Annotated in this window: 18 protein-coding genes and 1 other RNA gene; 9 read left to right on the top strand and 10 right to left on the bottom strand. The window is 41.0% G+C overall.

The window, feature by feature from the left end:
* Window positions 1–744: 744 nt before the first annotated feature.
* From BM291_RS08005 to BM291_RS07980, 6 genes are all read right to left on the bottom strand, one after another.
* The gene (locus BM291_RS08005; RefSeq protein WP_245786804.1) at window positions 745–2,793 is read right to left on the bottom strand and encodes a sulfatase-like hydrolase/transferase; all 2,049 of its coding nucleotides are present in this window, start codon (window positions 2,791–2,793) and stop codon (window positions 745–747) included.
* A 168-nt stretch (window positions 2,794–2,961) separates the two neighbouring features.
* On the bottom strand, window positions 2,962–4,740 hold the full coding sequence (locus tag BM291_RS08000; RefSeq protein ID WP_092896118.1) for a RagB/SusD family nutrient uptake outer membrane protein: 1,779 nt from the start codon (window positions 4,738–4,740) through the stop codon (window positions 2,962–2,964).
* Between the two features lie 13 nt (window positions 4,741–4,753).
* Entirely contained in the window at window positions 4,754–8,236 is a 3,483-nt protein-coding gene (locus BM291_RS07995) for a SusC/RagA family TonB-linked outer membrane protein (RefSeq protein ID WP_245786803.1), read from the bottom strand.
* Between the two features lie 81 nt (window positions 8,237–8,317).
* Entirely contained in the window at window positions 8,318–9,352 is a 1,035-nt protein-coding gene (locus tag BM291_RS07990; RefSeq protein ID WP_092896116.1) for a FecR family protein, read from the bottom strand.
* Between the two features lie 224 nt (window positions 9,353–9,576).
* Window positions 9,577–10,170: an RNA polymerase sigma factor gene (locus BM291_RS07985; protein WP_092896114.1), complete on the bottom strand. Its 594-nt coding sequence runs from the start codon at window positions 10,168–10,170 to the stop codon at window positions 9,577–9,579.
* Window positions 10,171–10,303: 133 nt separating this feature from the next.
* Window positions 10,304–11,596, bottom strand: a complete 1,293-nt coding sequence (locus BM291_RS07980; protein ID WP_092896508.1) for an aminopeptidase P family protein — start codon at window positions 11,594–11,596, stop codon at window positions 10,304–10,306.
* A gap of 377 nt (window positions 11,597–11,973) precedes the next feature.
* Here BM291_RS07980 and BM291_RS07975 point away from each other — a divergent pair, with 377 nt between their 5' ends.
* From BM291_RS07975 to BM291_RS07960, 4 genes are all read left to right on the top strand, one after another.
* A complete protein-coding gene (locus tag BM291_RS07975; RefSeq protein ID WP_092896112.1) occupies window positions 11,974–13,203 on the top strand; it encodes a M16 family metallopeptidase in 1,230 nt (409 codons plus the stop codon).
* A 2-nt stretch (window positions 13,204–13,205) separates the two neighbouring features.
* Window positions 13,206–13,850, top strand: coding sequence for an O-methyltransferase (locus BM291_RS07970; RefSeq protein ID WP_092896110.1), 645 nt, complete (start codon window positions 13,206–13,208; stop codon window positions 13,848–13,850).
* 67 nt (window positions 13,851–13,917) lie between these two features.
* Window positions 13,918–15,513: a lytic transglycosylase domain-containing protein gene (locus BM291_RS07965; RefSeq protein WP_092896108.1), complete on the top strand. Its 1,596-nt coding sequence runs from the start codon at window positions 13,918–13,920 to the stop codon at window positions 15,511–15,513.
* Window positions 15,514–15,537: 24 nt separating this feature from the next.
* On the top strand, window positions 15,538–16,530 hold the full coding sequence (locus tag BM291_RS07960; RefSeq protein WP_092896106.1) for a DUF3078 domain-containing protein: 993 nt from the start codon (window positions 15,538–15,540) through the stop codon (window positions 16,528–16,530).
* On the opposite strand, the gene BM291_RS07955 is transcribed toward BM291_RS07960, so the two are convergent.
* Window positions 16,527–17,027 (bottom strand): hypothetical protein, encoded by a 501-nt coding sequence (locus tag BM291_RS07955; RefSeq protein WP_092896104.1) that lies wholly within the window; start codon window positions 17,025–17,027, stop codon window positions 16,527–16,529. The genes BM291_RS07960 and BM291_RS07955 overlap by 4 nt on opposite strands.
* A 74-nt stretch (window positions 17,028–17,101) precedes the next feature.
* Window positions 17,102–18,247, bottom strand: a complete 1,146-nt coding sequence (locus BM291_RS07950; RefSeq protein ID WP_092896102.1) for a DNA polymerase III subunit gamma/tau — start codon at window positions 18,245–18,247, stop codon at window positions 17,102–17,104.
* Window positions 18,248–18,650: 403 nt separating this feature from the next.
* On the opposite strand from BM291_RS07950, the gene ssrA reads away from it, so the two are divergent.
* Window positions 18,651–19,053, top strand: a transfer-messenger RNA (tmRNA) gene (ssrA, locus tag BM291_RS07945).
* Window positions 19,054–19,291: 238 nt separating this feature from the next.
* Here ssrA and BM291_RS07940 read toward each other — a convergent pair.
* Complete coding sequence (locus BM291_RS07940; RefSeq protein WP_092896100.1) at window positions 19,292–20,302, bottom strand: LacI family DNA-binding transcriptional regulator; 1,011 nt, start codon at window positions 20,300–20,302, stop codon at window positions 19,292–19,294.
* Window positions 20,303–20,456: 154 nt separating this feature from the next.
* Here BM291_RS07940 and BM291_RS07935 point away from each other — a divergent pair, with 154 nt between their 5' ends.
* The 3 genes from BM291_RS07935 (at window position 20,457) to BM291_RS07925 (ending at window position 24,381) form a co-directional block, all read left to right on the top strand.
* Window positions 20,457–21,899, top strand: coding sequence for a mannitol dehydrogenase family protein (locus BM291_RS07935; protein ID WP_092896098.1), 1,443 nt, complete (start codon window positions 20,457–20,459; stop codon window positions 21,897–21,899).
* A gap of 24 nt (window positions 21,900–21,923) precedes the next feature.
* Window positions 21,924–23,246, top strand: a complete 1,323-nt coding sequence (locus tag BM291_RS07930) for an MFS transporter (protein WP_092896096.1) — start codon at window positions 21,924–21,926, stop codon at window positions 23,244–23,246.
* A 205-nt stretch (window positions 23,247–23,451) separates the two neighbouring features.
* A complete protein-coding gene (locus BM291_RS07925) occupies window positions 23,452–24,381 on the top strand; it encodes a carbohydrate kinase family protein (RefSeq protein WP_092896094.1) in 930 nt (309 codons plus the stop codon).
* A 151-nt stretch (window positions 24,382–24,532) separates the two neighbouring features.
* Here the strand turns inward: BM291_RS07925 and BM291_RS07920 are convergent, their stop codons facing one another.
* Window positions 24,533–25,999 (bottom strand): sulfatase family protein, encoded by a 1,467-nt coding sequence (locus BM291_RS07920; RefSeq protein ID WP_245786802.1) that lies wholly within the window; start codon window positions 25,997–25,999, stop codon window positions 24,533–24,535.
* A gap of 429 nt (window positions 26,000–26,428) precedes the next feature.
* Between BM291_RS07920 and BM291_RS07915 the strand changes: the two genes are divergently transcribed.
* Window positions 26,429–26,839, top strand: a complete 411-nt coding sequence (locus BM291_RS07915) for a hypothetical protein (protein ID WP_092896090.1) — start codon at window positions 26,429–26,431, stop codon at window positions 26,837–26,839.
* Window positions 26,840–26,956: the final 117 nt, after the last annotated feature.

Genomic DNA, 26,956 nt, shown 5'->3' with positions numbered 1-26,956 from the left:
TTGTCCAGAGGGACAACTCGTTTGTAGATGAATTATGCGGATTCTCTACCAACCGTTCCTGAGGAACGTATCTTGAAAAATCACAAATGATCATCTGGCTTGAGCCTTATTCTGGCTCAATAATCCTAAAATCTTTACCATCGAGCCAAGACATAAAACATCTTCTTCTTGAGGATAACTAGCTTTCAAATCCCCCTTACCCCCTTTAAAATGATTCTCATCTCCACAATACATTGTAACTAAGGGGGAGTCGGCCACGGACGCAACCAAGATCAACGGAAAGAATACGGTTTTTTAGTTAAAAACTAAAGAACCACCCTAAGTAGCGGTGAGGTCTGCGATCGAAAAAAATCACTTATTAATCAGGGCTGAAAGTCCTGAATATCTCAGCCCAGCTCGACAGGGCTGGGATATGATAAATAACCAAAACCCCAAAGCTCTGAAAGAGCGGAATAATTCATAAAACATCAGCATTCTCTCCTACAGGACGAATAAATCACCAATCAATTTCCAGCTACAAACCAGACGTTCCTACGGAATGAGCACTGCCAATACCAAGACAAATTTGTCCAGAGGGACAACTCGGTTTTGTCAGATATTTGCCCCATTTTTCTTCTGCTCCATTGCACCTTTCACTGAAAAAATTAACGTGCTTAACATTGGAAAGAAAGCACAAAAGGGAAAGCCGATGACTTTCCCTTTTGTGTAAACTATTTGGTGTTCCTTTCTTGGCTCAACTTCCCACTATCTAAACCAAAACCCAGAACTGACTACTTCCTTAGGATTATCTTCAAAACTCCAAGACAAGTCAAGTTTTGGCGAGCTGTCTTCCTTCAACATATAAATTTTCACAGGGTGATATCCTGCTTCCAAATAAACAGTACCCTGAGGTGAATCATCTGTCGAATAATTACCATCTACTACCGAACTATCATGAATTCGCATAAAGAAGTGACTTTGTTTGCGATCAGCAGAAAAAGTGTATTTCCCACCTTCTGGAACTTTGATGTATCCAGTCCAAACTACTAGATTACCATCTCCACTTTCGCCCTCAATAGCTGGCAAATCTTGCACTTCTTCCGAAATTGCTTTCCCCAATACTGAAGGAATGAAAGCGCTGTTGACCTGATATGTAGTGGCAACTAGGCCTTCTTTGACTTTCAGACCTTCCAATGCTGGAACAAGTGAATTATCATAAGGACGAGGAGCTCCCATATCCGCCATTCTACCTCTAAGTGCCATAGACTTGAATTCCTCTTGCAGTTTGATATTTTCACCAGCTAGGTTCCTCGCTTGCTGCGGATCTTTCACTACATTATATATCTCAAAATCATCGGCTTGGTTTTGAATATCATAGCGAACCCCTACCATATCACCTTTTCTAAGCATCTGCATTTCCCCACGCTTTTTGTTTCGGTGAGATTCCAAAAACTCATCAAATCCAGGCACTTTCCCATTTTCAGAATATTCTACATATATCTTGCTGGAGGCCTGTTTTCCCTTTCCGATCAAAGAAGGCAATAAGGATACACCATCTGTACGAATAGGTGCTGCTGCCTGGGAAACATCCGCGAAGGTTGCCATCCAGTCATACGAAATACTTGGGGTAGAAACGACCGTCCCTTCTTTGATATGTGTTGGCCAATGTACAATCGTAGCTGTGCGTAAACCTCCCTCATACACATCTCTCTTTATGCCGTCAAAATTTGCGAAATTATTAAAAAACTCAGGCGTATAGGCCACATAGTCCTTGGGTAAATAAGACTCTCTGGACGGACCATTATCTGAAGTAAATACAACCAAGGTATTTTCTGAAATATTCAGGTCTTTGAGCAATTGCATCAAATCCCCTACTTGATCATCAATACGTCTATTCACGGTAGCGTATCGCTTATAGGTAGATGGCCACTCCTCCTCTGGAGTGTTTACATCTTTGTCGTGATCGTAGGTAGCATTGGCAAATTCAGGATAGGTAAATGAATCCACTTCGCCGGAAGCTGTATTAATCATTTCACCAGGAGTACCTAGCCATTGAAGTCCTCCATTCAAGCCACCACCTGCAGGATAATCTTGCGTAGGTAATTCCAGTACTGCATGAGGCGTGTCATAGGCCAAATACATGAAAAATGGTTGTCCTGACTTCTTATTTTGATGTGAAATAATATAGTCTTTTGCCTTGGCCGTGAACAAATCTCCCGTATAAGATTTGTCAAGTCCTTCTACCAGTTCATACCCATCGTACACCTCTTTACTCCCACGGTAAACTCCTTCTACAGGATAATGCTCATGTCCATCTCCATGTCGGATATAACCAAAGTACAGGTCAAAGCCCTTTTTCAACGGGTGTGCTGGCCAATCAGGCCCTTTTCCTTTTCCCTGTAATCCCCATTTACCAATCGCAATGGTTTCGTATCCTACATTCTTAAGCACATCAGCGACCGTATAATTATCCCCGATTTCCTTATCAAATTGATTATTGCGAACGTGCGCATGTCCTTGGCTGACTCCCATTAGAATCGAAGCTCTAGATGGTGCGCAAACAGGAGCAGCAGTATAATGATTTGTCAACATAGCTCCCTCATTTGCCATTTTATCCAGCATTGGAGTCATGATCCATGGTTCACTTCGATCGTTCCGTACTTTTCTTTCATTTTGAAAAAAAACACCTATATCACCATATCCAAGATCATCCACCAGGATGAATATTATATTGGGTTTCTCCTGTGTGTGTCCCACACTTGGAAAAGCGCCTACCAATACGAGCAGGCTCATCATTCTTAAAAAACTATTCACTTTCGATATTGGTTTGGATTGAAAACTGAGATTCAAATTACTCATTCAGAACACCTCTGGGAACAACAATTGAAATTCAACTGAGTGTTAGATATAAGGATTCTAATTTAATGAAAATGCCCTCCAATCTAGATGGACTGAAGGGCACTTGTTATTCTTAAGTAGAACTTACCAACCTGGGTTTTGCTCCAGTTTTGGATTAAGGGCAATCTCTTCAGAAGGCACCGGATACAAATACTGGTAATCTTCCCAAGCAGGAGGATTTCCAGTGAAGAACTGGATATAACCCTCCGCTGCTCCCCCTTGAATTGGAATTCTATTGTTCACATCAGAACCTTTAATCCAACGACCAAGCTTTGGTGAGTTTGTGTAATCCATTTTCTTCCATCTTCTCAAGTCATCAAACCTGAAGCCTTCCGCCATCAATTCTATACCACGCTCACGTCTGATCTCCCACAATACCGGATCAATATCGGGATCTCTCGTTGGGTCAAAACCCGCAGTGATAGTACTAATAGCCATTGGCGCTACATTGCCTCTTGCTCTCAGTTTGTTGATCGTCATGTCTGCAACAGACTGATCAAATTCACCCAGTTCCCACTTTGCTTCAGCATAATTGATCAAGACCTCACCCATTCTGAAAATCGGTGCGTCATTGAAATCATTATTCTGAATATCGTGAAGGCGGTTGTAGTATTTGAACAGCTTATAGCCAGTTCTGGAAACATTATAAGGATCGCCTTCATTGAAATCTCTGTAGTGTGGAGAAACCCTCAATATATACCCGGCATGATTTCTAGATGGTAATTCTTTCTGAGTCGAGCTAGAAATACTAGCCATAAAGTCAATATACTCACGATCTTTAGGGTTAGCTGAATAATCCCAAGCTAGTTGATTTCCTGCTACTGTTTTCACTCTGAAAGGAGGAGTAATGGTATACAACATTCGTAGATCTCTTTTTCTGAACTCGGCATAAGGATCCTTATCCGTTTCAAAATCCGGGCTGTTCCAGATAGTCTGACCATCCTGCATCAGGTAAGAATCAGCACCACGTTTTGTGATATCCCAGTTACCAGCCGAATTTCTATGTCTAGAAGTCAAGCTATGGGTCAATATTCCATTTTCATATCTTTTGAAAAGCAGAATACCTGGTACGCCATCCAAAGACTCACTATTAAACACCTCATTGTAATTAGGGTGCAGCGTTGGGTTATTAGCGATAAGTTGTTCCGAAGCTTTAACAGATGCTCTTAGAAACTCTTCTCCTCCTGACAAGCCATGATAGCGTCTCCAAGTCCCTTCAAAAAGGCCAAATCTTGAAATCAAAGCTCTTACTACATCGCTGCTAATTGTATTACTAGCCACACCGTTAGTGCCAGGCTCAAAGATATTCTGCTCTGCAAAAAGCAAATCATCCAACATATGCTTTGCTACTTCTGCACGAGGCGTACGAGGAGCAAAAAGTAGTTCGTCCTGATCCGAAAGAACTCTGTCTACCCAAGGCACATCGCCATAAGCTGCGATCTTGGAATAATAATCGTAAGCTCTGAAGAAATAACTGATCGATCTCCAGTGATTTTTTTCTGCCTCAGTCATGTTAGACTTATCTAGATTATCCAGCATGATATTAGCCCGACGCACAAAAGAAAAGTCCCAGATTGATGATGCTGTAGGAATAGTTTGTCTTCCCCAGATCCAAGCAGAACCTTGATTAGTATTATTCTGCATCATCAGATCTGCATCCCAATCACTGTTGATTGGAGCAAAGTCATATCCTGGAAACGCAGTGTAAAACCCATAGGCATAGGTCTGCGAAACCTGGAAATTCTCAAAGGCATTCTCCTCTGAAAATGCTAATTCCGGCTTTTTGTCCAAGGTGCTTTCAACACAACTAAATGTCAAAAGCGCTAGCGTAAAACCGAAAGCTATATTTTTAACTATTTTCATAATCTTCTGTTAATTAAAGTGTCACGTTAAGTCCGAAGGAGATCTTCTTAATGAAAGGATAATTCCCGCCATTGTTAATCCCAGTCAAATCTGCATCAAGCCCATCAGGCAAATGATCAAAATTGAGTAAGTTTTCTCCTGACACATACATTCTAAATCTTGTGATTTTCAGTCTATCTAAAAGCTGATCACTTAAAGTATAGCCCAACGTAATGTTCTGCAATCTGAGGTAAGCACCATTAGAGAGGTATTTACTCTGGACATTTCTACTAACACCGTAATTACCTGCACCATTAGGGTAGTTTCTAGGATAGAAAGCATCCGTATTCTCTGGTGTCCAGTAATCCAACTGGTGCTCGTACACTGTAGTAAATTCAAATGTATAAGGGAAATACACCGGATTATTAATCCATACGTCACGTTTGCCTATTCCTCTTAGAAATAGAGACAAGTCAAAGTTGGCAAAGGAAAGAGAACCATTTACACCATATTCAAATCCTCTGGTGGAATTACCGATAATGGATCTGTCTCCGGGATTTTCCAACGTACTGTTGCCAGAGAATATCACTCCATCACCATTTAGATCTAAGTATTTGATATCTCCTGGGTTTTGCTTCACACCATTGAACGAAGGCACTCCGTCTTTCAATTGTCCATTGAGTAGGTTAGCATCTAATGTGCCTTCTACGAAATCATCCACAGTATAAAAGCCATCGGTCGTGTATCCCCAGATTTCATTCATTTTTTGACCTACATAGAACTGGCTAATCAAGCCAGCTTCATTCTGGAACCTGGTGATCTCAGTAGTACTGTTGTACAAGTTGAAACCTACAGTATAGTTGAGTCTCTTGCTCGTCTCTCTCCATTTGATATCCAATTCCCAACCCAGAGTTTTAAGATCGGCTACGTTTTGAAGTGGCGCATTAGCACCGAGTGCAGCTGGCAATTGAGAGCCTGCAGCTAGCATATCCAACGTCTGTCTATTGTACCAATCAAACGTGGTAAATAACTTATTCTCAAATAATCCGAAATCAACTCCAACATTGGTCGTTCTCACCCGCTCCCAAGAATAATTAGCACTTACCAAGCCAGGAGCGCTTAAACTAACGGCACGAACTCCGGAATCATTATCTATCCAAGCTACGTTGGAAGAATTCATAGTAGGCAGGTAAGGATAATTTCCCCATGTTCCTTCTACCGCCTGATTTCCGATTTCTCCCCATGATCCTCGCAGTTTTAGTTCAGTAATCGCTTTCGCTACACCTGCCATAAATGGCTCTCTACTTACTTTCCATGCTCCAGAAAAAGAAGGGAAGAATCCGAAGCGGTTTCCTTCAGGGAATCTGGAAGAGCCGTCATATCTACCATTTGCTTCCAATAGATATTTTTCTTTGAACTGATAGTTTGCTCTACCAAAGAAACCTACGATGCCATAATCAGTGTAGAAATCACTCACGTTCACTACGCCAGTGGCAGTAGAAAGCCCAGGATTAGAAGGAGAAATAAGCTCCTGTCTAGAAGCATTGAAACCTTCTCTTATAGATACCTGCTGGTTCATTCCCAACATGAAATCCATGGCGTGCTCGCCGAATTTCTTATTGTATTTACCATAAGCATTTAAAGCGTGGTAATTTCTCTTGTTTGAACTAGTAAAGTATGAAGACTGACTAGGGTTGTATGGAGAAATAGATAAAGTAGCAGGATTGATCATCGTCGGAGTGAAAGAGGGAGAACTGATCTCATCTCTACTTTTCTCAAACGTGTATTCAGCATTGAATTCCAGTCCTGCAAGAGGCTTATAAGATCCTTTTAAAAAGAATCGTATAACCTCTTCAAAATTTTCACGCTCAGGTGAATATTTGATCAAATTCGCTGGAGTCGCAAAAGGAATCTGCTCAGTACCACCTAGATTATCACTTCCTATAGGAGTAGCAGAGTGGAAGTTAATTGCACTGTAATACAGGCTACCCCAATTTCCTCCAATAGGACCGGTTCTCAGACCATTTTTATAAAAACTATTGAAAGTTGTACTGATCTTAGGACTGATCTGTGTAGTCAAATCTACATTCGCAGTATATCTCTTGTAGCTATCCTTATCCGTCACCATGATACCATCTTCGTCATTGAAACCCATGGATATACGGTAAGAAGTGTTTTTACTACCTCCTTTTACAGATAAGTTATGGATTTGCTCGAATCCACTCGATCCTAAAAACTCCTGGTAAAGATCATTTTCACGAGTGTAATACCTCAGACCACTTGGGTCAGTGATATATCCTTCTGGATAAGCACTTGGGTTGCTATTGTACTCATTGATATATCCCTTCCAGGTTGACACATTCTGACCGGTCCAATAAGTCTGCTGTCCCCAATCGTCCAATGCAGTAACAAAATCCAGCGGAGATGCTTTCTTAGGTAGCGTACTTGGTTTAGTAAAACCAAAGTTGTTAGAGTATTCCAGCTTCATAGGCTGCTCGAATCCACCTGTCTTCGTCGTGATCAAAATCACACCAAATGCAGCTTCAGCTCCATAAATAGAGGCAGCGGATGCATCTTTCAGTACTACTACATCTTCTATATCTCGAGGGTTGACATCGTCCAAACTCATTGGCACGTTGTTCACCAAGACAAGTGGGCTACCACCATTGATAGAAGTGAATCCTCGAATGTTGATATTCGTACTAGCACCTGGCTGACCACTTCCGTAAGTAATCTGCAAACCTGGAACAGTACCTTGAAGAGCTTTAGCAGCATCAGTCACAGGTCTATCACCCAGCACTTTGTCCATTTTCACAGAAGTCACAGCACCTGAAATATCCTCACGCTCCTTGCTACCAAATCCTACCACAACGACTTCATCCAATCCTGCGTAATCTTCTTCCATCACGATATCTACACGGCTTCTAGCCCCTACTACTACTTCCTGCTTTTTGAACCCTATAAAACTAACCACGAGGACAGCTCCTTCATCAGGAACTGAAAGTGTATAGTTTCCATCCAAATCTGTAATAGTACCCTGTACACTACCTTTGAGCAAAACATTCACTCCTGGGACACCCAAGCCATCTTCATCTGTGATCTGACCCGTGATCTCCCTTTCTACTTTCTCCTCTTTCTCAACTTTTTTGGCCGATGGAGTAGTAGCATTCACACTTATGGTCTCATTGACCTGCTTAAATTTCAGCTGGGATTGCTGAGCGATTTCACCTAGAAACACCGCTACTGAAGCACGGCTATTTTTCAAAATCACATTTCTAGAAATATCCACACCAGCATCAGTGAAGAAAAATGTGAAAGGGGTTTTTTGCTCAATTTCTTTGAAAGCATCTTTAATAGACAGCTCTCTTGGTTGCATCGAAATCACAACCTTCTCTATATCCTTAGCCTGTAGCAGCTCATTTGCGGAGGCAGTAGAATATACCGACATCCCCAACATGAGCACTACCAAAAAGCCTAGATTTAGCAACGGACTAAATACACGTAAACTTTTAATCATAGTACATCATTTATTGTAGGTTTATTAATTGCATTTTTCACTCTTACTTATCACTTCTATATAGCTCTACTTGACTGAAGATTACTCTCTAGTAAAATCAACATAGACAGTATCCTTATTTATTTCATACTTGAAAAACGTGGAATAGCTCAGCACGTCCAGTACATTTTCTAAAGTCTCTCCTTCTTGGAATTTGCCCAATCCCTTAGCTGTGGACAGACTTCCTTTCACCTCGATCTTCACTCCATACCAGCGCTCAAGTCGCTTGAAAATCTCCTTGAAACCCAAGTTTCGGAATTCTAAAACACCTTCAGTCCATTGCGTATCACGTCTGACATCTCCTTTTCTTTTCTCAAATCCACCCTTACTACTAGTCAAAACTGCTTTTTCACCCGGTAATAGAATTAGAGCCTCATCACTCTCTCCCTTATCCACTTTCACTTTTCCCTCGACTAGCAACACCTCCACGCTATTCTCATTTTCATAAGCTTTGATATTAAAAATAGTCCCGAGCGCTTCTGTGTTCAACCCAAGACTTTTGATAATGAAGGGATGCAAACTGTCTTTTGCCACGGTGATGTATGCCTCGCCTATTAGCTCAATATTTCTATTGACTGCGAAGTCTTCCTGATACACCACTGAACTTTCAGAATTTAGTGATACCAAGGAGCCATCTGGAAGCTGAAATTTTGATTTTACGCCGGAGGGATTACTTCTTGTGATTACTTTGGAAGGAAGTTCCTGCTGGGTAGGCTCAGGAGTATTCGTTAATTTGAAAAAAACTAGAGGAACCAAAATGACCAGTGTCACGATGGCTGCTACACTTACCCAAGAAGGTATATGTCGTTTAGTTGTTCTATGTACCTCTCTGCGGTAGTTACTGTCGAGCTTTCGCGTCTTAGCTTTTACTTTCTCAACATTGATTTTATCTAGAAGGGATTGACCGTTCCAATCTGCATAGTCTCCGACTACACGCTTGCTGTTCCAGTCAGAATTAATTTTAGAATCTAAAAAAGAGGTGCCTTCCTCAGTATTCAGCCAAGCACAAAACACTTTCGCATCTGACTCGGGCATTTTCCCATCAAAAAAATCCTCAAACTGTCTATTCTTATCCATTAGGTTTATTTAGTTAACCCGGAATATGAATTAGAATTCGTAGGAGAATAAAAGCCACAAGTATATCAACTTAATGATTTCAGGTAGTCTTAATTCGTAACAGATTTCCTATTACATATTTTGGGTTCAAAAGTATATAGACCTGAGGTCCGCAAAAGTCCCGGAGAAATGTGAAAAAATCTTAATTATTTTTCCTCGAAGGAATTCCACCTAATAAACTACTACTACAATTCGCCCATAGTCGATAGCCACAAAATCACAATAGGAATAATATCCCGCTCTGAAATCTTGGACTTCAAGTACTTATTCGCTTCTACTAATTGATTTTTAACTGTTTTCTTAGAAATATGCAGTTGGTCAGCAATCTCATCCAGAGAGAGTAATTCCACCCTTTTCAATAAAAAAATCTGTCGCTGTCTAGGTGGAAGGTTATTCACCTCCTTTAGCGAAGCTTCCAGCATTTCTGCATAAATAAAGTCATCCTCTGTAGAATTATGAGCATCACTACCTGTGGACATTAATTCAGTTTTTTGAAGGGATTTTCTAGCATTCTGCTGGACAAGTCGAATCACCAGCGATTTGAGGATAGCTAGTAAGTAAGCATTGAAGCTCAAGGAGGGATCCAATCGCTCTCTATTTTTCCAAATCTTGATAAAAGTCTCCTGCACTACTCCTTCCGCATCCTCATGATCCAGTTTCATTTTTCGGGAAGTGTGGTAGATTTTCTTGGAATACTTGGTGTACAAAAAAGTAAATGCTTCTTCTGAGCCCGACCTAAGGTCTTCTACCCACATCGCATCTTCTACTTCACCTTTCATCTAAGAATCCTTAATTGTACCTGAACTTGGTATTTGAAATAGCAATTAAAGAATTTTAGGGCAAATATTCCAAACACTGCATAGCCCAAATCATCTAGGACAAGGGACTATGCAGTGATTATTTTAAATTCTATTAACTATTCATCAACTCCTCAATCTCCTCAGCTTCTACTGGGATGTTTCGCATCAGGTCAAAATACCCTTTGCCTTCCTGAATCACGATGTTGTTCTCCAGTCTAATCCCAAGACCCTCCTCCTGAATATATATCCCAGGTTCTACTGTAAACACCATGCCTGGCATGATCGGTCCATGCATAGTTCCTACGTCATGCACATCCAGTCCCAAATGATGAGAGGTGCCATGCATGAAATACTTTTTGTAAGCAGGCCAAGCAGCGTCTTGGTTTTTAATATCGGTCTGATCAATTAAGCCCAAATCCACTAATTCGCTTTGCATAATCAGCCCAACTTCCTTGTGGTAATCCTGAATATTAGTGCCAATTCTTAATATTTGCGAAGCTTCCTTCTGTACACGTAAAACTGCATCATACACCGCACGTTGTCTCTCCGTGAATCTTCCGCTCACAGGAATGGTACGCGTCATATCTGCATTGTAATTACCATATTCAGCACCCACATCCATCAGTAGCATTTCGCCAGCTATACACTCCTTGTGATTCTCAATGTAATGCAATACGCAGGCAGATGCTCCAGAAGCGATGATCGGCTGGTAAGCAAAGCCATTGCTTCTATTTCTCACAAACTCATGCAGGTATTCTGCTTCGATTTCATATTCCGTCACTCCTGGCTTGACAAAGGACAAGATTCTTCTAAAACCTTTGTCAGTAATATCACAAGCGATTTGAAGCTGATTGATTTCTTCCTGTTCTTTCACCCCTCTCAACTCGTGCATGATAGGAGCAGCGCGATGATAAGTATGAAGAGGGAACTTCGTTTTACATTCCTTGATGAATCTAGCATCCTGAGTCTCTACCACTACCCCAGCACGCAAATGCTCGTTGGTATTAAGGTAGACATTGCAGCAAAGTGCCATTACCGTATTGAAGACCTGATCAAAATTGGCTAGCCACTGTATGTTCTTGATCCCAGAAGTCGCTTCAGCTTCTTCCTTCGTGTACTTATGTCCTTCCCAAATCGCAATATGCTCATTCGTTTCACGCAGAAAAAGCACTTCACGCATGTGAGGATTAGGACAATCTGGAGCTAACAATAAAATGGTTTCTTCCTGATCTATTCCGGTGAGGTAGAATAAATCATTATTCTGACGAAAGCGCATAGTCCCATCAGCATTGGTAGGCATGATGTCATTAGAATTGAAAATCGCTACGCTACTTTCTGTGAGCTTGTAGCAAAATTTCTCACGATTCTTGATGTAAAGTGAACTAGAAAGAGGTTGATATTTCATCTGTTTATATTTTTTGTGATTATCCGCAATGATCCCATTAGCCCTTATTTGCTTTGGTTTACTGGCTGGAAGACCGAAGACGGGTGACCGAAGTGGGATCAATGCTCGAGTTTACCAAATTCTATGATGCATATGTCGCTATACTGGCAGAAAAGCGGATATAAATATTGGATTTCATTAGTTAAATCCTGCCCTGTGACGAAGCAAAGGGGATTGTGTGTCTGAGATACACATGCCTTATGCTGACTAGAATTCATAGATTTTTTCTGATTCTGAAATGGAAAGTTACTAATTATACCGCGAAAATCTGGTTAGAAATTCAACTGGAACCAATTTCCTGCTTTACTTTGTATATTACCGAAAGGGTAAATTAAAGCATGGAATTAAACATCAAAGAACTTAGTAACGGCATTCGGATTGTTCATCAGGAAGTTACCCATACCAGACTAGTTCACTGCGGATTTATATTAGACATAGGGAGTAGAGATGAGACCAAAGAGCAGGAAGGTCTAGCCCATTTCTGGGAACATATGGCCTTCAAAGGCACCAAGAAGCGCAAAACCTTCCATATACTCAACCGCTTAGAATCACTGGGCGGAGAACTAAATGCCTACACCACCAAAGAGAAAGTATGCTTCTACGCTTCTACCCTAAAGGAGCATTATAATAAAGCTGCCGAACTACTCTTTGACATTACATTCAACAGTACTTTCCCTGAAAAACAGATAGAAAAAGAGCGCCAAGTCATCCTCGAAGAAATGGCCATGTACCGAGATTCTCCGGATGATGCTATTCAGGATGAACTGGATGAGTTGGTCTTTGAAAATCATGCTTTAGGCAGGAATATCCTGGGAACCGAACAGACAGTCGGAAGCTTTACACAACAGGATTTCTTCGACTTTATCTCTACCCGCTTAGATACGTCCAGGTTGATATTCTCTGTAGTTGGAAACATCTCCTTTCAGAAAGCACTGCGAGGGATAGAAGGTCCTTTGTCGCAAATTCAGAGCAAAAGAAGTCTGTACGTGAGGAGTGATTTCAGTAATTATACTCCAAAAGTAAAAATTCAAGAGCGGGATGTAAGTCAGTCACTTTGTGCGATTGGACGACCCGCATTCTCACTTTACGACCCAAACCGCTTTAAACTTTTCCTTTTAAACAACATCTTAGGAGGCCCGAGTATGAACAGTAGATTGAACCTTATGCTTCGCGAAAAGCATGGCTATGTGTACAGCATTGAGTCAAACTACCATCCATTTTCGGATATAGGGTTTTTTGGGATTTACTTTGGCACAGAGGGGAAAACGCTGCAAAAGGCTCAATCACTCGTCCTGAAAGAAATGAGTAAAATGGCTAAAACCAAGCTCGGAACTGTACAGCTTCACATGGCTAAGGAGCAAGCGATAGGTCAGATGGCGATGGCTGAGGAAAATTACTCTGCTCTTATGCTGGTATATGGCAAAAGTCTGCTTGATCATGGAAAAGTAGATCCCTTGGAAAATATATTTTATCAGATTAGAAATACTACAGCAGAAGAACTTCAGGAAATTGCTCAGGAAATGTTCAATCCAGATATGCTTACTTTCTTGACTTATAAGCCCCAATAATCATGGAATTCATAGACCCTGCACTTTTAACCTACTGCGAAGACCATAGTACAGAAGAGGATACTTTGCTGAAAAAAATCACCCGTGAAACTCAGGCAAAAGTCATGTTGCCACGCATGATCTCTGGACACTTGCAGGGAAAAATGCTGGAGCTTTTCACCAAAATGCAAAACCCAAAAACAATTTTAGAGATCGGTACCTATACCGGATATTCTGGAATTTGCATGGCAAGAGGATTGGGAAAAGGCGGTAAATTAATTACGCTGGACATCAATGATGAGCTGGAAACGATGGTAAGAGGGTTTTTCGAAGAAAGTGGACTAGCAGAGCAAATTGATTACAGACTTGGTAACGCCATTGAAATCATCCCTACTCTTCCAGGTCCATTCGACATGGTCTTCATAGATGCAGACAAAAACAACTATGCAAGGTATTACGAACTGATCATTGACAAGATGAATCCTGGGGGGATTATTCTAGCGGATAATGTGCTTTGGTCAGGAAAAATATTGGTAGAAGAAGGAAAAAAAATCGACAAGGATACGCAAGCTATCTTGGATTTTAACTCCATGGTTCAAAACGATCCAAGGGTAGAAAATGCCCTTCTTCCCATACGCGATGGCGTGATGATGGCAAGAAAAATCTAGGAGAAAAGAAAAGGGGAATCATTTTTGCTAAAATGAGGCTGCAACGAACGATGAAAGCCTTTTTCGAATGAAAACCAACAGTATAACTTACCTCCTTTTCATCTTAACACTTTTTATAAGCCAAAATTTATTGGCTCAAATCCCGCAGGTTCCAGCAGAATTGGAGTTTGCAGATATAGTAGTAAGAATAAATCCACAGGCTCGCAGAGAAATCCAACTGGATGTGGATGCTCAATATCGTAACCCAAGCTATTTCAAAGTAAAGCAAGATAGAGTCAACCTATATATGCCCCTAATCGAGCGAGAGCTCAAAAACTCGGGAGTTCCTGTAGACCTGAAATACCTTGTGATTCAAGAAAGTGGTTTGATAGGAGATGCTGTCTCCACTTCCAATGCCGTTGGATTTTGGCAGTTCAAGCAAGGAACTGCAGAAGAGGTATTTCTAAGAGTAGATAACCAGATCGATGAGCGAAAAAACATCGTCTCCTCCACCAAAGGAGCAGCGCTTTATTTGAAAAAACACAACAATACCTTTGACAATTGGATGTGTGCCTTAGTGTCTTACCAGATGGGGTTAGGCGGAGCCAAAGCATATTTCGGAACCCAGTACAATGGAAAACAGGTCGTCGATGTAGATAGAAATACACATTGGTACTTCAAGAAATTTTTAGCTCATAAAATCGCATTTGGCAGCCATACAAGTACGCTGACTAGCAATGGAAGCTATATGGTAGAAGAGCGCGTGCAAGGGCCTACTACACTTGCTGCACTATCGAAAAAATACGGGGTAACAGAAAAACATTTAGAAGAATACAACCTTTGGACAAAAAACGGTAAAATCCCTGGAGACAGAGTCTATACCGTAGTGTATGTGAAAAATGGTTCGCTTCCAATTCAACCAGCGGTCATCACGGAATCGCAGCCAAAAACAACCACTACTACTACCACAACCACAGCTAGTAACTCTCATGTCTACAAGCAAGCGAATTCATTCCCAAGAATTAACGGGAACACTACCAAAGCATCGCAGGCAGATCAAATCACGGTGAACAACCTAGACGGAGTTCAAGCTGCTCAGACAACTACTCAAAGCACCTTCTCTGACCGAGTTGGCGTGAAGGAAAATAAACTTCGTAGGCTAAATGATCTTGAAAAAGGCGAGCGAATAGAAGCAGGCGAATATTACTATACTGAGAAAAAGAATGCCAGCGCTGAAGTAGCTACACACATCGTAAGACCGGGTGAGACACTTTGGAGTATCTCTCAAAAATACGGAATCAAGCTTTCCTCCTTGAAATCTAAAAACAGAATCAGAAGAGACAGCGAATTAAAAGCTGGAATGGTACTGAATCTTCAAGAGCACAGAAAGCGTGGCGAGGAAATTCCACGAGTAGCACTTACTGCTCCTGCACCAGCAAGACAGGCAGTGGTCACTCCGACGCCTAGCCCGACAGTTAGTCAGCAACCTTCATCTACTACTATTCAAAACAATACTTCAGCACCCTCTCCTACCAGACTTACGCATACTGTCGCAAGCGGTGATACGCTCTTCAATATTAGTAAAAGATACGGCGTGAGTGTCAATGAATTGAAGGATTGGAACAATATCGGAACTCAAAATATCATATCCATTGGGCAGAAATTGGTTATCTTTCGCCCCTGATCTGTAATCCCCTAAGCTTTTTAAATGTCAAAGTATCTCCTGATTTACGGATTATTCCTACTATGCTTTAGCCACACTATTCAGGCTCAGGATAGACAGTATATTCCCGACACCGTACTGATTAATGGTGACACACTATTGATGCTTGGAGACTCGCTCATTATCGATGTGCCAGTCAAAGAGATCTTTTGGAAAACGGGTGGAAACTACAATCTAAACGTTCAACAAGTCACTTTGTCCAATTGGGCAGCTGGTGGATCCAGTACATTTGCATTGACTTCAGGCCTCACTCTTTTTGCCAATTACAAGAAGGAGAAAAAAGTTTGGGACACGCAATTGACTTTCAGTATGGGATTCAACCGTCAAGATAACAGGGATTACAAGACTAGAAAAACGAACGATAATTTCCATTTTGTAAGTAACTACGGTAGAGAACTCTCGGAATTCTTCTACCTGTCTACTCAATTGGACGCGAGAGCTCAGCTCCTAGCGGGTTACAAATACTCTAGGCCAGCAGGAAGTGACGTAGAAGTTCGCACCCGGATTTCAAACTTGCTTTCGCCTGGTTATGTACAATCTTCTACGGGTTTGAACTACCGAAAAACCTACAAAGACAAAAGTAAGATTTCGGTAATCCTATCTCCTTTCACGGGTAGATTCACTATAGTGCTGGACGATTCTCTCAGTAGAGTTGGTGCATTCGGTGTGACTCCAGGAGAAAATGTACGAGCTGAAGCAGGGGTCTCACTTGCCGCCTCAGTGACGGACATTCAATTGATGAAAAATATCACCTGGAAGTCAGACATCAACTTGTTCTCAAACTATGAGGTATTTGGAAATATGGTAGTCAACTTCAATTCTGTGATCAGAATGAAGGTAAACAAGTTCATATCCACGCGGATAGAGACGGTAATGATCTATGATGAGAATGTATTTATCAAACAAGATGACGGCACATCCAGGCAAGCCGTACAGCTGCAGAATCTCGTCAACTTTGGGATATCCTTGGATTTTTAAAAATCCGTTTCCAAGCCAAATCTCCGCTGAAATTCACCCAAAGCAGCATGCTTATCCTTTAAAAAGTTGAATTTATCAGTGCTGGTATAGAGTTTATTGCGCTCTGACTCTAATTCTTCTTTTAGCTCCAGTTCTATTCTAAAGTGATTAACATTACCAATTTCCCGGATAATTCTGGTTAATTCAGGCTTCATCTTGAGCGCAAGCTCCTCTTGTACATGTCCCATCACCTCTAGGATAACAGATCCATTGTTCATCTTAAGTGATTGCCCAAGAATTGCCACTTCCATGCTTTTCTCAATCTTCTGAAAGTGCTCCTTTACCGAAATAAAAATCTCGTCTAATATCTGTTGGGTGAGATCTCTCCCCTCTACTTTTACTTCGACGACTTCCTCACTTACCTTACTTTTGGCATTCTGCAATTCATCTTTAGCTTTTTGGTCAGCGAGTTGCTTGGTATGTCCTAGGTTTTTGGGAATAGAAATAGTCTTCTGCAAAGAACTAGGCTTGGCAGGACCGGAAGGAGTAGGAAGAGGAATTGGTTCTTTAGTGGGTTCAGGGACTGACTGTGTCAGGCTTTTTTTTTTGCATCCTCAGCAGCCATCATAGATAGACGAAATGCTTGTGGAAGCTTAGCCATTTTCATTAATGCCAATTCTACGTGCAAACGCTGATTTTTAGACGTCTTATAATGAATATCACATTGATTAGCGATGTTCAACGCAGAAAGCAAAAATGAGGCAGAAGCAGCTTCTGTCTGTTGTAAATAACGCTCTTTGGCAGATTCTGACACTTCTATCAACTCTACAGTAGCTGGATCTTTAGCTACTAATAAATCTCTAAAATGCTCGCAAAGGCCTACGATGAAATTGTGCCCATCAAATCCTTTCTTCAAAATCTCATCAAAAATTAATAAGACTTGGGAAAGATTCTCAGTAACTAATGCGTCTACTACTTTGAAGTAATAATCGTAATCAAGGATGTGAAGATTACCAATGGTCTCATGATACGTGACTTTTTTCCCTGCGGAATAGGTCACAATCAGATCAAACATGGATAAAGCATCCCGCAGTGCTCCGTCCGCTTTGGTAGCGATCAAGCGTAACGCTTCCTCTTCATAGTCCACGGTTTCCTTCTCCGCGATATACTGCAAATGCGTCGCTATGTCTTTGATCTGAATTCTATTGAAATCAAAAATTTGACAGCGAGAAAGAATGGTAGGAATAATTTTATGCTTTTCTGTAGTCGCCAATATGAAGATGGCATACTTTGGAGGTTCTTCCAATGTCTTCAAAAATGCATTGAAGGCCTGATTGGAAAGCATGTGAACCTCATCAATAATATAAACTTTGTACTGCCCTTTTTGCGGAGCGTAACGTACTTGATCTACTAGATTACGGATATCATCTACGGAGTTGTTAGAAGCAGCATCGAGCTCGTAGATATTGAAGGAACTGTTGTTTTGGAAAGAAACGCAGGATTCGCATTTACCGCAAGCTTCGAAATCAGCCTGAAGATCTTCACAGTTGATCGTCTTTGCAAGGATACGGGCACAGGTAGTCTTCCCCACTCCACGTGGACCACAAAACAAAAAAGCCTGAGCTAAATGGTTGTTTTTTATGGCATTCTGAAGCGTGGTGGTAATATGCTGCTGCCCTACTACGCTTTTGAAATCTGCCGGTCTGTATTTTCTTGCCGAAACGACGAAATTTTCCATCACCGCAAGATATAAAAAACTCTATACTCAGGAAGCCCAGCAACTGGCTATTTCAGACAATCTTCGCTAAATACCTGAATTATAGGGAATGAATTTTAAGGTGAATGGCTGAGATGATTTCAGAACGCTGATTTTGCTTGAATATGGACCTGGCAATAACCTTTCCCGCTGATTTTCGCTGACAAAACCCGCTGATTAACACAGATGATTCTGCAACTGAAATTCGCTAAGAAACTCAGATCTACCAGCTAATAAAATCTGCGGAAATCTGCGCTAGTTTTCTGCGTGCATCTGCGGGAAAAATAACATCTCATCAAAAATAACCCCAGCAAGAAATTTAATGCAGGAAAAGAAAAAACTCAAGGAACCAAAATTCTATTACTTTTGTCTTCCTAATTCAAATGGGGCTGACCGGTTTTGACAGTAAGTGTAAAGATCGGGCTCGCATGCAGGCTGGAGTATGTATGGCCTTAAAAAATTCATACGCACTATAAATGGCGAAGAATCTTACGCTATGGCTGCCTAATCTTACCTTAACAGGAAAGAAAGCTTAAAGGGTTGAGTTACGAGAGTAATTCCCCGGCCACATCCCTCCGCCCCCCGTCCTTTCGGGGCGGATTCCGGGATGTCGACTTGATTGGAATGCGGCTTGTGATGCTATTAAGCAGGTCTAAGACAAATAGCTAAGTCGGAACTAGGTGTGTCACCCAGCATATTTCGATCGAAAACCTAACAGGTGACTAAGCATGTAGAAGGTACGTTGTTTCCTTATCTGGACGCGAGTTCGAATCTCGCCAGCTCCACAAACCCCTTGGTTTTAATTTAAATACCAAGGGGTTTCTTTTTTTAAACCCATCAAAATAGTGGCTATGTTTTTAACAGGCTGATAATCTTCAGGACGTGTTAACCCTTAGGTGTTGAGCTATTTCAGCAAAATCAGTTGAAAAAAAGCAGACTTCATTGCAACACTTTTCTATTCAACAATCACATTATCTAATGCCACTAATCAGCACATAATGCAATTAACGAATATTAGACAGCTCTCTAAAAACTCGATGAGGAACGTATTTTTAACTCAGCATCTAGAAGTATTTCTCTACACGCTACATCAAAATTCTTGATTTTTTCTAGCATCAAGCGAGCTGCCTCCTCTCCCATTTGAACAAGTGGCGGCTCGACACTACTTAGCTGCGGGTAAACCATCGTGGACAACTCCGTCCCGGAAAAACTTGCAACCGACACCTCTTGAGGGATTTTCACACCCTGTTCTAGTAAATAGTTCATAGCACCAATCGCCAACGTATCTGTAAAAGCAAAAATTGCATCAAATTCAATTTGCTTTTCCATAAGTGTTTTTACAGCGTTTTTACCATCCTCGAAACCCAAGCCTTTAGCTTCAATAATCAAGGCAGGATCAGAAATGCCATGCTTATCCATGACCTCTTTATATCCTTTGGCTCTATCTTGAGAGTTTCTAAGTGAAGGCGGTCCCATGATATGGGCGATCCTTTTTCGCCCCTTCGAAACCAAATGTTCTGTCACCGCAGAGGCATACAAAAAATTATCGACTAGCACTTTAGACACATTTAGCGAATCGTTCGGCATACGATCAAAAAACACCAACGGAATACCTCGATCTAGTAATTGCTGGTAAACGTCATGATTTTTACTTTCATCACATAGATTAATGATAATTCCGTCCACATTAAACTCCTCTAAAAGCAGCAGATTTTCTCGTTCGCGTAGAGGATCTTCATCACATTCTGTGATAATGACTCGATAGCCTAATGGGTAAAGGATTTCTTGAATCCCACGTAAAACTTTGGATGAAAATGGAGTGACCATTTCTGGAACCACAAAACCTATATTTTTAGATCGCCCATACTTCAAACTTGCGGCTGCAGAGTTGCGCCTGTATCCAAGTTCCTTAGCTGCCTGTAATACTTTCTTTTTAGTTTCCCAATGAATATTCTTATCATTCAGCAAAGCTCTTGACACCGTGGAAGTAGAGAGAAGTAGATGCTTTGCCAAATCTTTCACTGTTACCCTTTTCATAAAATAGCATTGGTGTAACTCAAAAATAGTAATAATTATCGCGCTGGGAACGCTCCCAAAATTTTGGTAGCGTTCCCAATTCATTTTTTCCTGAGAAAACGTACCAAGGATAAGTGTAAAAGTTTATGTTTGAAATAGTTAATCAACAATAAAAATGGACCCTCAGAATAATAAGTATACCCAAAATGACTGCACCTCTGGTATTTTACACATAGGTGTCGGCAACTTTCACAGAGCTCATCAAGCATTTTATACTCACTTACTTCTAGCAAATGAAAGTGCTAGAAATTGGGCAATTTGTGGTGTGGGCATGTTGGAATCAGATGAAGTTCTATTTGATAAACTTCGCGCTCAACACCTAGACTATACACTAACAATTTGTGGAAGAAACGGTGTCAATGAAACAGTTACCATTAGTTCTATTAAAGAATTACTGCTAGCATTTAAACAGCCAGAACTAGTCCTTAATAGAATGGCAGATGCTGCTATTAAGATTATCACCCTCACGATCACAGAAGGTGGCTATAACTTGGATAAATCCACGAACAAATTTATCCTTGATGATCCACAGATTGTTCACGATATAGAAAATCCATCAGACCCTAAAACTGTTTTTGGCTTTGTGGCAGAAGGACTTCGCCAAAGGCGAGCCAATGGAGCTGGCGGGATCACTATTCTTTCTTGCGACAACCTACAGCACAATGGCACTACTGCAAAAGCAGCATTTATGGCATTTTTTGAAGCACAGGATAAAGACTTGAGTACGTGGGCAGCTGCAAATCTTACTTTCCCAAATAGTATGGTGGATAGAATTACGCCGGCCACCACTCCGGAAGATGTAGAGCGATTGAACAAATCCAGTGCGTTCCGAGATGAAGCGCCAGTTTACTGCGAAGACTTCATCCAATGGGTGATTGAAGATGATTTTATTGCAGGAAGACCAGACTGGGAAACAGTAGGAGTACAATTTACGGATGACGTATCGGCATTTGAAAACATGAAGCTTAGCTTATTGAATGCTTCTCATACCTTACTCTCCTACCCGTCCTTCCTACTAGGCTATAGAAAAGTAGATGAAGCCATGGCAGACGAGGATATTGTGAGTTTTGTCCGTGAATTCATGGATATAGATATCACACCAAATGTCCCAGCACCAGAAGGAATTGATCTCGAAGAATACAAGCAAACACTGATAGAGCGATTTGCCAATAAAGCCGTAAGCGATCAGTTGAGCCGCTTGTGCTATGACGGAATTTCCAAATTCCCAGTATATATCATGCCTAACTTGGCCAAAATGATAGCCAATCAGCAAGATCTGTCTCGGGTGGCATTTTTATTTGCCAACTACAGACATTACCTAAAATATCAAAAAGATGATAAAAAGGTTGAGTTTAATTATGCAGAGCCATGGCTAAATGCTGCAGACAAGGAGATGATAGCAGGTGAAGATCCACTTAGTTTCTTAGGCTTATCGGCTTTCAAAAGTGCACCACTTATCAATCATAATGAGTTCACCACATCCTACCAGAAGTATGTGGATAGCATTCAAAACGATGGGACTCGAATTGCTCTAAAAGCTATTCTTTCCAAACCTTAGTCTTAACTCTCCCTTCAAAACATTATGACAACAAAAACCCAAAATCGTCTTCTCCCTTTTGTAATTGTAACATTCATTTATTTCATAGTAGGCTTTCTTACTACGGTGAACGAGCAGCTACAGGCTCCGCTGAAATTTACATTCCTCTCTGATGCGGGAAGTTTAAAGAACACGTTGACAACGATGATTTCCTTTTTCTTCTTTCTCGGCTACCTAGTAAATGGCACTATCGCCAGCAAATGGGTTAACAGACATGGATATAAAGCAACCATCATACGGGGACTTCTATTTATGATTACTGGACTGTCCATGTATTTCTGTTCATCCTTTGTTGGTGACAGATTTCCCGACCTAGGCATTCATTTTTCAGATGTCTTTATACCTTATGGTTTTATCATATTCATTGTCGGATCTTTCTTGATGGGTACTTCAGCAGCCATTATACAAGTAGTAGTAAATCCATATGTAGCATCTTACGAACTGGGCGCAACGCTACCCGTGCAAAGACTGAATATTACCACAGCAATTAATTCCATTGGTACCACCACGGCGCCATTTTTCGTGACGCTTGTCATGTTTAGTGGAATATCCATTCTGGACGTGGAAATAAGCCAACTGCTTTTACCTATAGGCTTATTAATTGTAAGTGTATTAATCGTCACTTTGGTCACAAAAAATCTACACTTACCTGATATCGCCAACACTAGAGCAGCTGATGGAGAAAAACTAACACGAAAGCTCTGGTCTTTCAGGCATTTTGCACTTGGCGTAATGGCCATTTTCTTTTATGTGGGAACGGAAGTAGCTATCGGTGCGAATATTAATTTACATGCATTCGAACTCGCTGACTCTGGCAATCCTATGTCTTTTCTCGGTAAAACGGATATCATTATAGGCGGAATGGATTTGGGTATTCATGCCTTACTATCTACGCTGTATTGGGGTGGTTTTTTCATCGGAAGAGGCATATCAAGCTTTTTCAATAACATATCAGCAAGGACACAACTCACTGTAACCACTTCCCTTTCTGCTGTATTAGCGATCATAGCCATGATCACACAAAATCTATGGTTTTTAGTGGCGATTGGTTTATTACATTCCACTATGTGGAGCTGTATTTATTCATTATCCATCAAAGGATTAAAAAAATACACTTCCAAAGCTTCTGGAGTGTTTATTTCTGCTGTTTTCGGCGGTGCAGTTTTCACCCTACTTCAAGGTGGTTTAGCTGATGTTTTTGGCTCATGGAGATGGACTTGGACTATCACTGTAATCTGTGAATTACTTATGCTATCCTATGCTTTGTTCGGCTCAAGAATCAGGGAAAAAGACATGATCGATGTATAATCATGTGGTTGCTACCCAGCTAGCATTACTTTCTTTGCAATCCCCAACACAAGACTATAGACGTGCATTCCACTACTACGTACAGTCGCAAGTGGACTATATCTTGAAGTAGACCATAGCTCAAAATGCTTTCCTCAATTTGCTGGCTTCGACCCGGAAACACCTATTTGTAAAACTCAATTGCCCGATAATATCTTTTAGTAAAATGACCAACAAGAAAATTAATGTAGCCTGTTTTGGCGAAGTCCTGTGGGACACATTCGTTGATGGAAATCGTAGAGCCGGCGGTGCTCCCTTCAATGTAGCCTATCACCTTTCTAAAATGGGAGTTGAGGCCTACATGATAAGTAGCATTGGTGACGACCGACTCGGTGCTGAATTGCTAGAAAAAATCAGAAACTGGAATATCTCTACCGCTGGGATCCAAATCTCAGATCAATTCCCAACCAGCCAAGTGCTGGCCACAATGGATGAAAACAACGAGGCTCAATATGAAATAGTAGAAGGTGTAGCTTGGGACTATATAGAAGCACTTCCACAGGATAAGGCAAAAGTCAGCACGATGGATGCGTTAGTGTTCGGGACATTAGCAGCGAGAAATGAACGATCTAGAAATACCCTACTTGAATTAGTAGAAAAAAGTCCTTTCAATGTGTTTGACATCAATCTGAGACCTCCGCATTACGATGTTACGCTCATCAAACAGCTTCTTCACAAAACGCAGTTGGCCAAATTCAACAAGGCTGAACTACGCTTAATATTAGACTTTCTAGGCAAGTCCTACCAAGACGAAGTAGATAGCATTCGTTTTATCCAAGACACATTTGGGATCATGGAAGTGATCGTGTCTAAAGGCAGCAAAGGCGCTCTTTACGTTTGTAAAGATGCTATTTACAATTACCCAACTATTCCTATTACGGTAAAAGATACTGTAGGCAGTGGTGATAGCTTCTTGGCAGGGTTTATTTCAAAGCGATTAGAAAAGAACTCTACTGCCCAGGAAATAATGAGTAATGCAGTTTCATTAGGGGCATTTATTACCGCTCAGCAAGGAGCTTGCCCAGACTATTCCTTAACTGATTTCCTATCCTTTAGTGATCAAAATCAAGTAAATCCTATTAAAATGGACTACTAAGCTCTCGGCTGGCCTGAGTGAAATTGATCACCAAACATTAAGATCCAAACCTATATCAACCAATGAGAAAAGCTCCGGTGACTTCTACCGGAGCTTCCATTTTGAAGGTTAAAAATTTTAGTACAGATAGTCTTGCGATCCATGCGATAACTCAATAATCCTCCCCAGCCTCACTTCGCTTTACAGAAGCATTCCATTCTTCCCAGTACTTAACCATTTCCTCGAGCTTTCTAGGTTCCTTATTGGCTAGATCAACAGTTTCTCCCGGATCATTTTTGATATGATACAACTCAAATTCCGAGTTGGGTCCTTTTCTATAAATCTTATAATCTTCCTCAATCAAAGCCGATTGTGACTCAAAATTAAAAGCCAAAGGCTGCTCTCTTTGGGTCTGATTCCCAGATATAAAAGGGAATAGATCAACTCCGTCATAAGGCCGGCTATTTTGCTGAATATCCACTCCCAATAAGTTAGCTATCGTTGGGAAATAATCAGAGGTATAACTCGGAGCAGTAATTTTTGTACCCGGAGCTATCCTGCCCTTCCACTCTACGATACCCGGCACTCGAATCCCTCCTTCGTACAAACTTCTCTTTCTCCCTTTCAGACCTTTGGTCAGTCCCTGAGTACGACCAGTTACAGATTTGCCCTCTGGGCCATTGTCACTTGTATAAAACAAAATCGTGTTTTCTGCTACTCCCAGTTCTTCCAACTTTTCTCTCAACCTACCTACCTGCAGATCCAAAGCGGACATTACACCATAATAATTTTGCTGATCCTCAGACAGGTCAGCATAAGGCTTCTTATATTCCTCGCCAGTTAACACCGGCAAATGTGGGGTGTGAAACCAGATGATTGTCAAAAATGGCATTTTTTGATTGACTGAATTTTCAATAAAAGGAATCGCCCGATCCATAATAACACGGGAATCATCGCCCTCCAGATTGTCAGTAACTATCTCACCTGGGCCTGTCCAATAAAAAGTCTGAAACGACTCTCCTTCCACCAACTTATCACTCACATCTTCCGCTGATTTAGGAGGAGTTATCATCGGATTCCATGTAGGAACTTTAGACTCCGTCACAAAACTCACATCGAAGCCATTGTCCCAAGGTGGCGCATAATCACCGTCAAATTTTGCTCGACCTCCTCGGTTTGCATCCAAAGTATCACGAGTCAAAGTTCCTAAGTGCCATTTTCCAAAATGCCCCGTGGCATATCCTTTTTCCTTCACCAACTCTGCAAGCGTTATTTCTTCTTGCTTGATATGCCCGCAGTTGGCATGACATATCCCATATCGAAGAGGGTGTCTTCCTGTCATTACACTTCCACGGGTAGGAGAACAAACTGGTGCAGCCGCATAAAAACGTTCAAAAACAGCTCCGCTAGCTGCCATCTTATCCAGATTGGGAGTAAGTAGGTTTGGGTGACCATTGTAACCTGTGTCTCCCCATCCTTGATCATCTGCCATAATCAGAATAATGTTAGGCGGTCTTTCTCCATTTTCCTGCTGGGCTATGTCAGATCTGGGAGAACTTTTACAACTTCCTAAAAGTGAGCCACACCCTATCAGTAGCAGTCCTGATACCGCAGTAATTCCTATATATTTTCTTAACACAAGTCTATTTTTTTTGAAAAATCTAAAAACACAATTTGAAACAGCATTTCAAAATTCTTTGAGGAAAATGATCTGAAATACCCTCCAAAAATCTCCTTGCAGAAAACTTTATCTTATAACAGAAAATAAATAACGGCAACCACATTAGAGAATAAACCCTCTTCATCTCCCCATGGAAAGCTATCTACATTTAGTTGAAAGAAAACCCGAAGAATGGAACAGTTCAGAATTCTGAAGTCATTCAAGGAAAATACTTTTCACTAAGTGATATAACCAAAGAACTCTATCTTTTTTTACTAAGCTCAAAGCCGCATTTCTACTTACTAGAGGCATGTAATGAATTTTTTTCAACAAAACAGCCCTATCATTGAGAATATTTAACCAAAAGTGTTTGAATATAATAGAAGTCTTATATAAGTTTGTGCCCAAATGGCAACGTATTTAGTCAGGTTCCTTTTATCTCTAAGTATTCTCATCTCAAGTGGGTATAGTGCAATCTATGCTAACATTGATACGGATAATACTATTGACAGCTATGGTGCTTCCTTTGAGAACACCATTGGAGTCAACAATACACGCCAGCATCCCTTATCTTATTCTGCATCCAAAGAACATGGAAGTGACATTTTCACCGTCAATAATTCCAAGATTGAAGAGGAAGATGATGACTTTGTTAGTAGCAGTAACTTTTTAGACGCTCATTATTTCAATGCGCTTCATTTCACCCGTATTTTCGGATTTTTATTTCAGGACTTACCAGAAGACTTGCATTTCAGCAAGTTCATTCCCGATACTAAAGCACTTCGCTTACACGTCGTAATACAAGTATTTAGAATATAATACCCTTTTTTTTGAGGCAAATCTTTCTTTTGCCCCACCTCCCCCTATTTATTTTACAGCTCTAAAACCATTAGCGTCAAGCTATTAGGGCTTCGTGTATTTGCTATACACAAACAC

Origin of the sequence: Algoriphagus aquimarinus (assembly GCF_900112005.1) — a bacterium.
GTDB classification, from domain to species: Bacteria; Bacteroidota; Bacteroidia; order Cytophagales; family Cyclobacteriaceae; genus Algoriphagus; species Algoriphagus aquimarinus.
Note: the sequence above shows the minus strand (reverse complement) of the source record. Positions and strands in the feature narration are given on the sequence as shown.

Excerpts from the sequence above, each read along its gene's own strand:
- BM291_RS07980 (WP_092896508.1), bottom strand. The coding sequence starts at position 11,596 with ATGAAATATCAACCTCTTTCTAGTTCACTTTACATCAAGAATCGTGAG.
- BM291_RS07985 (WP_092896114.1), bottom strand. The coding sequence starts at position 10,170 with ATGAAAGGTGAAGTAGAAGATGCGATGTGGGTAGAAGACCTTAGGTCG.
- BM291_RS07995 (WP_245786803.1), bottom strand. The coding sequence starts at position 8,236 with ATGATTAAAAGTTTACGTGTATTTAGTCCGTTGCTAAATCTAGGCTTT.
- BM291_RS07925 (WP_092896094.1), top strand. The coding sequence starts at position 23,452 with ATGACCAACAAGAAAATTAATGTAGCCTGTTTTGGCGAAGTCCTGTGG.
- BM291_RS07990 (WP_092896116.1), bottom strand. The coding sequence starts at position 9,352 with ATGGATAAGAATAGACAGTTTGAGGATTTTTTTGATGGGAAAATGCCC.
- BM291_RS08000 (WP_092896118.1), bottom strand. The coding sequence starts at position 4,740 with ATGAAAATAGTTAAAAATATAGCTTTCGGTTTTACGCTAGCGCTTTTG.
- BM291_RS07930 (WP_092896096.1), top strand. The coding sequence starts at position 21,924 with ATGACAACAAAAACCCAAAATCGTCTTCTCCCTTTTGTAATTGTAACA.
- BM291_RS07975 (WP_092896112.1), top strand. The coding sequence starts at position 11,974 with ATGGAATTAAACATCAAAGAACTTAGTAACGGCATTCGGATTGTTCAT.
- BM291_RS07960 (WP_092896106.1), top strand. The coding sequence starts at position 15,538 with ATGTCAAAGTATCTCCTGATTTACGGATTATTCCTACTATGCTTTAGC.
- BM291_RS07940 (WP_092896100.1), bottom strand. The coding sequence starts at position 20,302 with ATGAAAAGGGTAACAGTGAAAGATTTGGCAAAGCATCTACTTCTCTCT.
- BM291_RS07950 (WP_092896102.1), bottom strand. The coding sequence starts at position 18,247 with ATGGAAAATTTCGTCGTTTCGGCAAGAAAATACAGACCGGCAGATTTC.
- BM291_RS07915 (WP_092896090.1), top strand. The coding sequence starts at position 26,429 with ATGGCAACGTATTTAGTCAGGTTCCTTTTATCTCTAAGTATTCTCATC.
- BM291_RS07965 (WP_092896108.1), top strand. The coding sequence starts at position 13,918 with ATGAAAACCAACAGTATAACTTACCTCCTTTTCATCTTAACACTTTTT.
- BM291_RS07935 (WP_092896098.1), top strand. The coding sequence starts at position 20,457 with ATGGACCCTCAGAATAATAAGTATACCCAAAATGACTGCACCTCTGGT.
- BM291_RS07970 (WP_092896110.1), top strand. The coding sequence starts at position 13,206 with ATGGAATTCATAGACCCTGCACTTTTAACCTACTGCGAAGACCATAGT.